Raw genomic sequence first — 12,291 nt, 5'->3', positions numbered from 1 at the left:
GGACGGATCCGATGACCGACATCGACTGGGACGCGCTCCGCACCGCCGCGCTCGACGCGATGGGCAAGGCCTACGTGCCGTACTCGAAGTTCCCCGTGGGCGTCGCCGCGCTGGTCGACGACGGCCGAGTGATCTCCGGCTGCAACGTCGAGAACGCCTCCTACGGCCTGACCCTCTGCGCCGAGTGCGCGCTGGTGTCGTCGCTGCACATGACGGGCGGCGGCCGGCTCGTCGCCTTCACCTGCGTGGACGGCAAGGGCGGCGTGCTGATGCCCTGCGGGCGCTGCCGTCAGCTGCTCTTCGAGCACTCCGCCGACGGGATGCTCCTGCAGACCGTGTCGGGCGTGAAGACGATCGACGAGGTCATCCCCGACGCGTTCGGTCCGCGCACCCTCGAGGCGTACGCGGCCGAGTAGTCCCGCCCCGCCGACGCCCTCCGCGGCGCCGACGGCCCTCCGCGGCCGTGCAGCGCCGCCGCCTCCCGCTCCCACTCCTGAACCGAGGACCTCGCATGACCCCGTCCACCCCCGTCGAGGCGTTCGACGCCGTCGACGTCATCCGCACCAAGCGCGACCGCGGCACGCTCTCGACCGCGCAGATCGACTGGCTGATCGACGCCTACACCCGCGGCTACGTCCAGGGCGAGCAGATGGCCGCCTTCGCGATGGCCGTGCTGCTCAACGGGATGGACCGCGACGAGATCCGCGACCTGACCCTCGCGATGATCGCGAGCGGCGAGCGGATGAGCTTCGACGGCCTCGGCAAGCGGACGGTCGACAAGCACTCCACCGGCGGGGTCGGCGACAAGATCACGCTGCCGCTGATGCCGCTGGTCGCCTCCTTCGGCGTCGCGGTGCCGCAGCTCTCCGGTCGCGGCCTCGGCCACACGGGCGGCACGCTCGACAAGCTCGAGGCGATCCCCGGCTGGCGCGCGGACCTCAGCAACGAGGAGATGTTCGAGCAGCTGCGGACGGTCGGCGGCGTCATCTGCGCCGCGGGCTCCGGGCTCGCTCCGGCGGACAAGAAGCTCTACGCCCTGCGCGACATCACCGGCACCGTCGAGGCGATCCCGCTGATCGCCTCCTCGATCATGTCGAAGAAGATCGCGGAGGGGACCGACGCCCTGGTCCTCGACGTCAAGTTCGGCTCCGGCGCGTTCATGACCGACATCGAGCGCTCGCGCGAGCTGGCCCGCGCCATGGTCGATCTCGGCAACGACGCCGGCGTCCGCACCACGGCGCTGCTGACCAACATGAACGTGCCGCTCGGCCTCGCGATCGGCAATGCGAACGAGGTCCGCGAGTCCGTCGAGGTGCTCGCCGGCGGCGGCCCCGCGGACGTCCGCGAGCTGACCCTCGCGCTCGCCCGCGAGATGCTGGCGCTGGCCGGGCAGCCCGACGCGGACGTCGAGGGTGCGCTCGACGGCGGCGCGGCGATGGACACCTGGCGTGCGGTCATCCGCGCCCAGGACGGCGACCCGGACGGCGCGCTGCCGGTCGCCCGCGAGACGCACGTCGTCCTGGCCGAGCGCGACGGCGTCCTGGTCGAGCAGCAGGCGCTGCCCTTCGGCATCGCGGCCTGGCGCCTCGGCGCGGGGCGCGCGCGCCAGCAGGACGCGGTGCAGCACGCCGCCGGCATCGACCTGCACGCGAAGCCCGGCGACCGGGTCCGCGCCGGTCAGCCGCTCTTCACGCTCTCCGCCGACGAGCCGTCCCGCTTCTCCCGCGCGCTCGAGGCGCTGGACGGCGCGTACCGCATCGGCGACGAGGGCGACGCGATCCTCGACGGCGGCCCGCTGGTGGCGGAGCGCATCGCCTGACCCTTGCCGCCGCTCGGGTCGACCTCCGGCTCGCGGAACGGCCTCCGGCACGCGGAATCTGCGGATTCCGACGTGCCGGAGCTGCTTCCGCGTGCCGGAGGTGAGGGTGGACGTCCGGCTCGTGAAACCGCGCCCGGCTCGTAAGATCCGCAGCTTTCAGCGTGCCGGAGTCGGTTTCGCGTGCCGGAGATGGGCAGGCAGGAGCTTCGGCTCGTGGAACCGGCCTGGGCTCGTGGAAGGCGCGCGTTCCGACGTGCCGAAGGTGATTCCGCGTGCCGGGAGCGGGCCCAGAGGATGTCCGGCTCGTGGAATCAGCCCGGCTCGGGGGATTCGCGAGTTCCGGCGTGCCGGAGGTCGTTCCGCATGCCGGAGGTGGCCCGGCCTGCTCGCGCACCCGGCCTGACCCGGACGGGGTGGTGGACCCAGCGGAGGCCGGCGCGGGCGGCACCGTAAGGTGGTCGGCGAACCGTCGTCCCACCGGAGGAGCACCGTGACCGACAGCACCGAGACCGGCAGCAGCCACGAGGAGTACCTCCTCCCGGGCGAGGGCATCCTCATCGACGACCTGCCCAAGGTGTCACTGCACGACCACCTCGACGGCGGACTCCGCGCCGAGACGATCGTCGACATCGCCGCGCAGACCGGCGTCGCCCTGCCCGCCGAGGACCCCGAGGCTCTCGAGCGGTGGTTCACCACCACGGCCGACTCCGGTTCGCTCGAGGACTACATCGCCACCTTCGAGACCACGATCGCCGTCATGCAGACCGCTTCGTCGCTCGAGCGCGTCGCCCGCGAGTTCGTGCTCGACCTCGCCGCGGACGGCGTGGTGCACGGCGAGATCCGCTGGGCGCCCGAGCAGCACCTCCGCGCTGGTCTCACCCTCGACGCGGCCGTCGAGGCCGTGCAGGAAGGACTCGAGCAGGGCGTCCAGGAGGCGGCCGCGCACGGTTCGCGGCTCGGCGTCGGCCAGCTGATCACCGCGATGCGGCACACCGACCGCTCGCTCGAGATCGCCGAGCTGGCCCTGCGCCACCGCGAGCGCGGCGCGATCGGCTTCGACATCGCCGGCGCGGAGGCGGGCTTCCCCGCGTCGCGGCACCGCCCCGCGTTCGAGCTCCTCGCCGCCGCGCACTTCCCGACGACCGTCCACGCGGGCGAGGCGGACGGCCTCGACAGCATCCGCTCGGCGCTCCTCGACGGCCGGGCACTGCGCCTCGGCCACGGCGTCCGGCTCGCGGAAGACATCCGCGTCGAGCGCCAGGACGACGACGCCAGCTACGTCACGCTCGGCGAGCTCGCCGAGTGGGTGAAGGACCGGCGGATCGCGCTCGAGCTCAGCCCGTCCTCGAACCTGCAGACCGGGGCGATCGCCGCGTGGGGCACCGACCTCGCCGACCACCCGTTCGACCTGCTCTACCAGCTCGGCTTCCGCGTCACCGTCAACACGGACAACCGCCTGATGAGCGGCACGACGCTCAGCCGCGAGCTCGCGCTGCTCTCGGACGCGTTCGGCTACGACCTCGACGACCTCGAGGCGTTCCAGGTCAACGCGGCCGAGGCGAGCTTCCTGCCGCTGGACGAGCGCCGCGAGCTGATCGAGACCATCAGCGCCGGCTTCGAGGCGGCCTGAGCATGCCGCTCGACCCGCTCTCCGACGCCGCGGTGGCCCTGCGCCATCCCGCTGCCAGCTGGCGCGAGGCGGTCATGGAGGCGGGCCGCGCCCTCGAGCGCTGCGGCGCGGTCGACCCCGCCTACTCCCGCCGGATGGTCGAGCAGGTCGACGTGCTCGGCCCCTACATCGTGATCGCCCCCGGCCTCGCCCTCGCGCACGCCCGCCCGGGCAACGACGTGCTCGAGGACGGGATCTCGGTGGTCACCCTCGCCGAGCCCGTCGCCTTCGGCCACAGCACCAACGACCCGGTCTCGGTCGTCATCGGCATCGCCGCCACCCAGGCGCACGGCCACGTCGGCTTCGTCTCCGGCCTCGCCGACGTCCTCAGCAAGCCGGACGCGGTCGCCGCCCTCGCTGCCGCCCGCACCGTCCGCAGCATCAACGCCGTCCTCACCGACGACACCCCGCACCACGGAAGAAGCGCATGAAGATCGTCACCCTCTGCGGCGCCGGAATCGGCACCTCCGCCATCCTCAAGCTCGGCGCCGAGCGCGCCCTCGAGGCCCTCGACCTCGAGGCCGAGGTCGTCGCCTCCGACCTCGCCTCCGTCGACGCCCTCGCCGCCGACGCGCAGGTCATCCTCACCTCCAGCGAGCTGATCGACAGGATCGGCAAGACCTTCGCCGAGGTCGTCGTCATCGACAACTACCTCGACCAGACCGAGATCACGGCGAAGATCGAGCGCGCGCTCGGCTGATCCGCGGTGCCGTCGTCTGAGCCGCCCCTTGTGCGGCTCAGCGCAGTCGGCTTCTCGTCGTGGTGCGTTCCATGGAGCGTGTCGCGTCGCGCTGTCTCGAATCGCTTGGCACGCGATTCTCGATCGCGCGCTCTGCCTTGAGGGTGCTCGCTCCTGACCCGTGGTGCCGTTTTCTGAGCCGCTCCCTGTGCGGCTCAGCGCGGTCGGCTTCTCGAGGTGGTGCGTTCCGTGGAGCGGTCGCGTCGCGCTGTCGAGAATCGCTTGGCACGCGATTGTCGACAGCGCGCTCTGCCTTGAGGGTGCTCGTTCTGGGTGGGTGCGAGGGTGGTCCGGGTCGCGAGATGCCACTTGTGTGCGCGACACGCCGGGGGAGGCTTGCACAAGTGGCATCTCGCGAGGCGGGCGGCGGGGCGGCGGGTCAGGGGGCCAGCAGGGTGAGGGTGCGGGTGAGGAGGGCTCGGGCGCGGGCGGGGGAGAGGCGGGTCGGCTGCTCGGCGGCGCGGGCGACGGCGATGCCGTCGAGGACGGCGAGGAGGAGCGCGGCGTCGTCGGGGCCGAGCGGCGCCGTGGGGTGCGCGGCGCGCAGCAGCTCCAGGACGACGTCCTCCGTGCGCGACCAGCCAGCGGTGTGCAGGGCGCGGATCTCCGGGTCGGTGCCGGCGCGTGAGGCGAACGCGGTCCAGACGACGGCGTCGGGGACGTCGGCGTCCTCGACGCAGGCGATCGCCTCGCAGAAGGCGCGGAGACGAGCGTCCGCCGACGGCTCCTCCTCCCGCAGGTCGAGCATCCGCCGGCGGAACCGCTCCTCCACCGCTGCCATCGCGCCGGTCAGCAGCGCCTGCTTCGTCGGGAAGTGGTGCTGGACGGCGCCTGCCGAGACGCCTGCTTCAGCGGCGACGGTCCGGATGCTGAGCTGATCGGCCCCGCGCGTCGAGAGGACGGTGACGACCGCCGAGAGGATGTCGCTCCTGCTCTCGCGCCGATCGGCCACGTGCGCTCCTCTCGATCCGTCCGCTCGAGCAGGCTACGCTCTCGACCATGACCAATACGACTGTATTGCCAATCGCCGAGACGGCGAGAGCGCGCATCGACTCGCTGGACGTCGTCCGCGGCGTCGCGATCATCGGGACCCTCGGCACCAACATCTGGCTGTTCTCCCACCCCTGGGGACTGCTCGGGATGCTCAGCGAGCCGGTGACGCCCGGGACGTCCCCGGGCGCGCAGACCGTGCAGCTGGTGCTGATGGCTCTGGCACAGGGGAAGTTCCTCGCCCTGCTCTCGCTCACCTTCGGCATCGGGCTGGCGATCCAGCACGCGTCGGCGGTCCGCCGGGGGCGGCGCTGGCCCGGCCGCTACCTCTGGCGGGCGACGCTGCTCCTGCTCGACGGCGCGGTCAACTACGTGCTGATCGCGGAGTTCGACGTGCTGATGGGCTACGCGGTGACGGGAGCGGTCGTGGCCTGGCTGCTGCTCACCCGGCCGCGGACGCAGCGGCGCACGGTGGTCGTCCTCGGCGCGCTGCACGTCCTGCTGATCTCTGCGCTCGTGGCGCTCGTGGCGACGCAGCCGGGTGCCGCCGGTCAGGGTCCGACGGGTCGCAGCCCCTACGCTGACGCCTCCTTCCTCGGCCTCGCCGTCTTCCGGCTGCAGAACACGGGAGTCTTCCGTGCCGAACCCCTGCTGATCGGATTCCTGAGCCTGGCGATGTTCCTGCTCGGTGCTCAGCTGCTGCGCGCCGGCCTCTTCGCGGAGGAGGGGCGACTGCTGCGGCGGCGGCTGATGGTCCTCGGTGCGGTCGCCGCTCCGGTCGATCTGGCGCTCGGACTCACCGGGAGCGCGGCCGGTCTGCTGGCCGAGCGCTACCTCGTCGCTCCGCTGGTGGCGCTCGGGCTGCTCGCCCTCCTCGCCGAGCTCGGCCTGCGCCGGGGCAGCGACGGCTGGCTCGCGCGTCGCGCTCGCGAGGTCGGCCGGGTCGCTCTGAGCGCCTATCTCCTGCAGAACCTGCTCGGGGGCGCTCTGTTCTACGGCTGGGGCCTCGGGCTCGCGGTCACCGTGGCGCCGTGGCGGGTACCCGTGACGATCGGCGCCTTCGTCCTGATCGCGTCGATCGTCGTGCTCGCCGCGCATCTCTGGCTCCGCCGCTTCGCTGTCGGCCCGGTCGAGTGGCTCTGGAAGCGCGGCGAGCAGCTCGGGAGTCGTCCCTCGCGCTGACGACGTGGTGCGCCAGAGCCCGCGCCAGGGCGGCAGGGTCGGGACGTCCGTGCGATTCTCCGACCTGGCTCCGTCTCCGAGCCTCTTCACCGAATCGAGAGGACTGAAGTGCGCACTCGCATCCGCTGCACGATCGCCGGGCTCACCACCCTCGGGCTCCTGGCGGGAGGCGCTGTTCTGGGGGCGGGGCCCGCCTTCGCTCAGACCCCGTCACCCGCCGCGTCGACCGCCACAGCCACCTCCACTGCCGCTCCGGAGTGGAGTGCGACCGCGACCTACACGGGCGGGCAGCAGGTCACCCGCCAGGGGAGGCTCTACACCGCCGGCTGGTGGACCAGCGGCGAGGACCCGCTGCGGGTCTCGGGGGCCGTCGGGACCGGCAAGGTCTGGCAGCCCGCCGCGGGCGTGACCGCGCCGACGGTCGCGCCGACCCCCACCGCCGCGCCGACGCCGACCGCCGCTCCCGCACCGACCCGCGCTCCTGCGTCCGTCACCGTCCCGGCGCCGTCCGCGAGCCTCGCGCCGGCCGCCCCCGCGTCGAACCCGTTCCCCGGTGTCGCGGAGTGGAGCGCGTCGGCGACGTACACCGGCGGCCAGCAGGTCGTGCGCGACGGGAAGCTCTACACCGCCGGCTGGTGGACCAGCGGCGCGGACCCCCGCACCGAGTCCGGTGCGATCGGCTCCGGGAAGGTGTGGCAGCCCGCGAGCGCGGTCGCCCCCGCCCCGATCTCGACTCCGGCCCCGATCTCGACCCCGGCCTCGACGACGACTCCGGCCCCCGCGAAGACGGCGGTGCCGACGCCGGCGCCGTCCGCCGCCACGGATCCCGCGAAGGGCCCTGGCAGCGCGGCGCCCGTCACCGGAACGTCCCCTGCCGTCCTGCGCTCCGGCTACAAGGACATCACCGTCAACATGGACTGGAACACCCACCAGCTGCGAACCGCGGTCGACGGCCGGATCGTCCCGCTCGTGGGTCCGGACTCCTGGGCGAGCCGCACCGGCAGCAGCGCGGTCACGCTCGCCTTCGCCTCCGGCACCGGGGACGCCCCGAACTGGGCGGGCGTCACGGCGGACGAGTTCCGCAGCTCGATCGACCAGCTGGTCGCCGCGGACGTGGACTACGTGCTCGCCACCGGAGGAGCCTCGGCGGTGTTCACCGCGAACGCCGCGCAGCTGGACTCCTTCATCAGCCGCTACGCCTCGAAGAACCTGATCGGCATCGACTTCGACATCGAGCGCGGGCAGACCGCCGCGCAGATCCGGGAGCTCGCCGACGCCGCTGCCGCGGCCGAGGTGAAGTACCCGGACCTCCGGTTCCAGTTCACCCTGCCCACCGCGGCGGCGTCGGACGGATCGAGGTACAGCCTGACCGACGTCGGAGTCACGACCGTCGAGGCGATCAAGGCCTCGGGCGTGCAGCACTACACCGTCAACCTGATGGCCATGGACTACGGGTCGCCGACCGCCGCGAACGCGGTCATCGACTCGACGACCGGCAGGACCGACATGGGGGCGTCCGCCATCCAGGCTGCTCGGAACGTGCACGAGAAGCACGGCATCCCCTACTCGAGGCTCGAGCTGACCGCGATGATCGGCGTCAACGACGTGACCGAGGAGGTCACCTCCGTCGCGGACTTCGAGAGGATCGCCGCCTTCGTGAAGACGCAGGGCCTCGCCGGACTGCACCACTGGTCCGTCGACCGGGACACGCCCTCCACGGTGGGCGTGGTGTCTCCGCTGGGCTCCGGGACGGCCATCCCGTCAGGCGCGTTCGCCGCGGTCGTCAACCGCGCCGGCTAGCACCCGCCGTTCGCAGCGCCGCCCCGCCGACCCGCGGGGCGGCGCTGCGGCGTGCCCCGGCCCCGGTTCTCGCCGTCCGCGTCGCTCGTCCTTCTCTGCATCCGTCCTCTCCGCCCGCCCCCTTCCCAGGAGCCGCCACCCATGTCCTCGATCCCGTCCGACCCCTCCTCACCCGAACTCCGGCACGCCTCGCGGCGTCCGCGTCCGCTGCTCCGCCGACTCCTGTCCGTCCTCGCGGCGGCCGTCGCCGTCGTCCTCGGGCTCACCCTGTCGACGGTCGCGGCGGCGTTCGCGCTCGCCGTGTCCCTGCCCTTCGCGATCGTCGTCTGGGTGGTCCTGTCCCTGCTTCTCGTCCTCCTGCTGGTCTCGGCCGTGCAGCGCCTGCTCCCGCGACGGCCTCGGCCGGTCCGCCGGTCGGTGCGCCTGCGCACCCCGCTGATCGTCGCCGCGGTCGCGACCGCCGCCATCGGCGCGCTCGCCGGCGGGACCGTGCTCGCGCCGATCGGCGGGTCGTCCGTCGGCTTCGGCCCGGTGGCCCCGCAGTACTGGGACCTCTCCACCGGCTCGCACGTCGCGTACTGGAAGACCCCCGCTCCCACTCCCGGGGGATCCGAGGTCCCGATCGTGTACGTGCACGGCGGCCCCGGCGGCTATGTCGCCGCCCTGGACTTCGACTTCCTGCCCGCCCTCGCCGAGACCGGCCACGACGTCTACCTGTTCGACCAGCCGGGCGCCGGCTACTCCGACGACCTGCCGATCCACGACTACTCGCTGGAGCGGTCCGTCGCCGACATCGACGCCGTCCGGGAGAAGACGGGCGCGGATCGCGTGATCCTCGTCGGCCACTCGGCCGGGGGCTACCTCGCCGCCGCCTACACCGCCAAGCACCCCGAGCACGTGGAGAAGGCGGTCCTCCTCTCCTCCGGGACCTACGACCCGTCGGAGGACGGACGGCGCGCGGTCGCCGAGGCGCAGGCGGCAGCCGATGCGCGGCCGGTCGAAGACCCGGCAGAGCGGGCGGAGCCCGCAGCGGAGGAGCCCGCTCCTCTCCCGCTGGGCGCTCAGCTGCGCGCGGCCGCCGGAGTGGCGCTTCTGCGGTCGGTCGGCCCGGACGCCGCCGTGAACCTGCTCCCGCAGGACGCCGGCAGGCGTGTGGCGGCGGCGTCGCTGGGCGAACCCGGCGGCATCAATTTCTACTCGAACCTGCTGCTGACCGACGACTTCCTGGCGCACTGGGCGATGACGCTCGAGCAACTCCACACGGTGGACGTGCCCACGCTGGTCGTGCGGGCGCAGGACGACTTCGTCGACTGGCGCGGCCAGCACGCCCTTGCCGAGGCGATCCCCGGCGCGCAGACGGTCTTCATCCCCGAGGGCGGGCACGCCCCCTGGGTGCGGGCTCGTGAGCGCAGCCTCGCCGCCGTGTCCGACTTCCTCCTCGACCGGGCGCAGCCGATCTATACCGGCGACACCGACCCCGGGCTGGCGGACGCTCCCGATCGCGGCTGACCACCGCTCAGCGCAGGAGCTCGGCGGCTCCTGTCCGCAGGGCGTCGAGGCGGGCGGCGACCGCGCCGCGGCGGGCGTCGGCGTCGACCTCGTGCGACCAGGCGTCGAGGTAGAGCTTCACCTTGGGCTCGGTGCCGCTCGGCCGCGCGATCAGACGGGCGCCGTCGAGGGTGAACCGCAGCGCATCCGTCGGCGGCAGCGCTCCGCCCGCCGCGAGCAGGTCCTCCGTGCGCTGCACGGCGAGGCCGCCGATCGCGGCGGGCGGAGCGCTGCGCAGCCCCGCCATGATCCGGCCGATCTCGGAGAGATCGGTCACCCGGAGCGAGATCTGCTCCGAGCCGAACAGGCCGAAACGCTCGGCGAACGCGTCGAGCTCGTCGGCGATCGTCCGGCCCTCCGCGGCGAGTGAGGAGGCGAGATCGAGGAAGGCGAGCGCCGCCGAGATGCCGTCCTTGTCGCGGACCGTCTCGGGGTTCACCAGGTAGCCGAGCGCCTCCTCGTAGCCGAAGACGAGGTCCGGGACGCGCGAGATCCACTTGAAGCCGGTCAGCGTCTCCGCGAACTCCAGCCCGTAGTCGCGGGCGACCGCGCCGAGCGCGGGGGAGGAGACGATCGAGCAGGCGAGCGCGCCGCCCGTCCGGCCCGCGGTGCGGGCGCGCTCGGCGGTGCGCCAGCCGAGCAGCGCGCCCACCTCGTTGCCGGAGAGGCGACGGAAGCCGTCCTCGAGCGACGCGTCCGGGATCGCCGCGGCGAAGCGGTCGGCGTCGGGATCGTTGGCGACGATCAGCTGAGCGCGGCCCGAGCGTGCCGTCTCGAAGGCGAGATCGAGCGCCCCCGCCTCCTCGGGGTTGGGTAACGCCACGGTCGGGAACGCGGGATCGGGATCGATCTGCTCGACCACCACGGCCGGCTCGTCGAAGTCGGCGGCGGAGAGGACCCGGTGCGCCGTCTCCCAGCCGACGCCGTGCATCGCCGTGTAGACGACGCGCAGCGGGGCCGACTGCCGTCCGACCGCCGCCGTCGCGGCGATGTAGGCGTCGACGACGGACTCGTCGGCGACGCGGTACTCGCCCCGCGGCAGCTCGGTGACGCGGCGCTCGGTCGCGACCGCGAGGATCCGCTCGGCGATCGCGGAGTCGACCGGCGGCACGATCTGCGAGCCGTCGTCGTCGCCGCCGAGGTAGACCTTGTAGCCGTTGTCCTGCGGCGGGTTGTGGCTGGCCGTCACCATCACTCCGGCGTCGGCGCCGAGGTGGCGGACGGCGAAGGCGAGCACGGGAGTCGGCAGCAGGCGGGGGAGCAGCACGGCGTCGGCACCCGCGCCGGCCATCAGGGCGGCCGAGTCCTCGGCGAAGACGCGGGAGTTCCTCCGCCCGTCGTAGCCGATGACGATCAGCGGGCGCTCGAGGCCCTGGGCGAGCAGGTGGTCCGCCAGCCCGACGGCCGCCTGCGAGACGAGGACGCGGTTCATCCGGTTCGATCCGGCCGCGATCGCGCCGCGGAGCCCGGCGGTGCCGAAGGCGAGGCGCTCGCGGAAGCGGTCCGCCAGCTCGGCCGCGGCGGCGGGGTCACCGGCGGCGTCCGCCGACAGCAGGTCGACGAGCTCCTGCCGGGTCTCCGGGTCGGGGTCCTGGGCGAGCCAGTCCTCGGCGCGCGCGCGGACGTCCGCCGTCACAGCGCGCCCGTGATCCCGGCGAGGAGGCGGGCGAGGTCGTCCTCGGCGTTCCGCCCGGCCTCGAGGACCTCCTCGTGGCTCAGCGGCGTCTTCTGGATGCCCGCCGCCAGGTTCGTGATCAGCGACATGCCCAGCACCTCCATGCCCGCCTCGCGCGCCGCGATCGCCTCGAGGGCGGTCGACATGCCGACGATGTGGCCGCCGATGATCCGGGCCATCTGCACCTCGGCCGGGCTCTCGTAGTGCGGGCCGCGGAACTGCACGTAGACGCCGTCGTCGAGGTCGGCGCGGGTCTCGCGGGCCAGCGCGCGCAGGCGGGCCGAGTAGAGGTCGGTCAGGTCGACGAAGGTCGCGCCCTCGAGCGGGGAGTCCGCGGTGAGGTTGATGTGGTCGCTGATCAGGACCGGGGTGCCGGGCGTCCAGTGCTCCTTGATGCCGCCCGCGCCGTTGGTGAGGATCATCACCGAGGCGCCGGTCGCCGCGGCGACCCGGACGCTGTGCGCGACCCGGCGCACGCCGTACCCCTCGTAGTAGTGGGTGCGGGCGCCGATGATCAGCGCGCGCTTGCCGGTCGGCAGCAGCACCGAGCGGAGGCTGCCGCCGTGGCCGTGCACGGCCGACTTCGTGAAGCCGACGATGTCGGTCGCCGGGACCACGGCCGTCGTCTCGCCGATCGCGTCGGCGGCCTTGCCCCAGCCGCTGCCGAGCGTGAGGGCGATGTCGTGCTTCTCGACGCCGGTCGCCTCGATGATCTGGGCGGCGGCCTCGGCGGCGATCGCGAAGGGATCGGCGTCGGCGGAGTCGAGCGGATTGGGGGTCTGGTCAGCCATTCCCCCACCCTATCCACGCGCGACGCGGGGGCGGACTCGGCCCGCGGACCCTCCTGGACCCGCGTCGATTGGGCGAAC

The 12,291-nt window shown here is 73.3% G+C and carries 11 protein-coding genes; 8 read left to right on the top strand and 3 right to left on the bottom strand.

The features are described from left to right. The first annotated feature begins 11 nt into the window (after positions 1–11). From EDF43_RS05285 to EDF43_RS05265, 5 genes are all read left to right on the top strand, one after another. Positions 12–416: a cytidine deaminase gene (locus EDF43_RS05285; protein ID WP_123445294.1), complete on the top strand. Its 405-nt coding sequence runs from the start codon at positions 12–14 to the stop codon at positions 414–416. 95 nt (positions 417–511) lie between these two features. Beyond that, positions 512–1,819: a thymidine phosphorylase gene (locus EDF43_RS05280; protein WP_132435878.1), complete on the top strand. Its 1,308-nt coding sequence runs from the start codon at positions 512–514 to the stop codon at positions 1,817–1,819. 550 nt (positions 1,820–2,369) lie between these two features. Next, complete coding sequence (locus EDF43_RS05275) at positions 2,370–3,449, top strand: adenosine deaminase (protein WP_243646242.1); 1,080 nt, start codon at positions 2,370–2,372, stop codon at positions 3,447–3,449. Between the two features lie 2 nt (positions 3,450–3,451). Then, positions 3,452–3,919 (top strand): PTS sugar transporter subunit IIA, encoded by a 468-nt coding sequence (locus EDF43_RS05270; RefSeq protein WP_132435876.1) that lies wholly within the window; start codon positions 3,452–3,454, stop codon positions 3,917–3,919. After that, entirely contained in the window at positions 3,916–4,188 is a 273-nt protein-coding gene (locus EDF43_RS05265) for a PTS sugar transporter subunit IIB (protein WP_127886065.1), read from the top strand. Before EDF43_RS05270 ends, EDF43_RS05265 begins: the two co-directional genes overlap by 4 nt. A gap of 418 nt (positions 4,189–4,606) precedes the next feature. Here EDF43_RS05265 and EDF43_RS05260 read toward each other — a convergent pair whose 3' ends face one another. After that, complete coding sequence (locus EDF43_RS05260) at positions 4,607–5,179, bottom strand: TetR/AcrR family transcriptional regulator (RefSeq protein ID WP_132435875.1); 573 nt, start codon at positions 5,177–5,179, stop codon at positions 4,607–4,609. 47 nt (positions 5,180–5,226) lie between these two features. Between EDF43_RS05260 and EDF43_RS05255 the strand changes: the two genes are divergently transcribed. The 3 genes from EDF43_RS05255 to EDF43_RS05245 all read left to right on the top strand — a co-directional run bounded on the left by EDF43_RS05255 (position 5,227) and on the right by EDF43_RS05245 (position 9,708). Beyond that, a complete protein-coding gene (locus EDF43_RS05255; protein ID WP_132435874.1) occupies positions 5,227–6,399 on the top strand; it encodes a DUF418 domain-containing protein in 1,173 nt (390 codons plus the stop codon). 108 nt (positions 6,400–6,507) lie between these two features. Continuing rightward, the gene (locus EDF43_RS22275) at positions 6,508–8,199 is read left to right on the top strand and encodes a carbohydrate-binding protein (RefSeq protein ID WP_132435873.1); all 1,692 of its coding nucleotides are present in this window, start codon (positions 6,508–6,510) and stop codon (positions 8,197–8,199) included. A gap of 141 nt (positions 8,200–8,340) precedes the next feature. Then, the gene (locus EDF43_RS05245; RefSeq protein ID WP_132435872.1) at positions 8,341–9,708 is read left to right on the top strand and encodes an alpha/beta hydrolase; all 1,368 of its coding nucleotides are present in this window, start codon (positions 8,341–8,343) and stop codon (positions 9,706–9,708) included. Positions 9,709–9,715: 7 nt separating this feature from the next. On the opposite strand, the gene EDF43_RS05240 is transcribed toward EDF43_RS05245, so the two are convergent. Together EDF43_RS05240 and EDF43_RS05235 are read right to left on the bottom strand one after the other, a co-directional pair. Further along, positions 9,716–11,383, bottom strand: coding sequence for a phospho-sugar mutase (locus EDF43_RS05240; RefSeq protein ID WP_132435871.1), 1,668 nt, complete (start codon positions 11,381–11,383; stop codon positions 9,716–9,718). Further along, a complete protein-coding gene (locus EDF43_RS05235; protein WP_123735208.1) occupies positions 11,380–12,213 on the bottom strand; it encodes a purine-nucleoside phosphorylase in 834 nt (277 codons plus the stop codon). Before EDF43_RS05235 ends, EDF43_RS05240 begins: the two co-directional genes overlap by 4 nt. Positions 12,214–12,291: the final 78 nt, after the last annotated feature.

This window comes from Rathayibacter sp. PhB179, from assembly GCF_004345345.1.
Taxonomy (GTDB): Bacteria; Actinomycetota; Actinomycetes; order Actinomycetales; family Microbacteriaceae; genus Rathayibacter; species Rathayibacter festucae.
This window is presented reverse-complemented; position numbering and strand designations above follow the sequence as displayed.

Coding starts and splice junctions, on each gene's coding strand:
- EDF43_RS05285 (WP_123445294.1), top strand. CDS start 12: ATGACCGACATCGACTGGGACGCGCTCCGCACCGCCGCGCTCGACGCG.
- EDF43_RS05280 (WP_132435878.1), top strand. CDS start 512: ATGACCCCGTCCACCCCCGTCGAGGCGTTCGACGCCGTCGACGTCATC.
- EDF43_RS05270 (WP_132435876.1), top strand. CDS start 3,452: ATGCCGCTCGACCCGCTCTCCGACGCCGCGGTGGCCCTGCGCCATCCC.
- EDF43_RS05265 (WP_127886065.1), top strand. CDS start 3,916: ATGAAGATCGTCACCCTCTGCGGCGCCGGAATCGGCACCTCCGCCATC.
- EDF43_RS05255 (WP_132435874.1), top strand. CDS start 5,227: ATGACCAATACGACTGTATTGCCAATCGCCGAGACGGCGAGAGCGCGC.
- EDF43_RS05245 (WP_132435872.1), top strand. CDS start 8,341: ATGTCCTCGATCCCGTCCGACCCCTCCTCACCCGAACTCCGGCACGCC.
- EDF43_RS05235 (WP_123735208.1), bottom strand. CDS start 12,213: ATGGCTGACCAGACCCCCAATCCGCTCGACTCCGCCGACGCCGATCCC.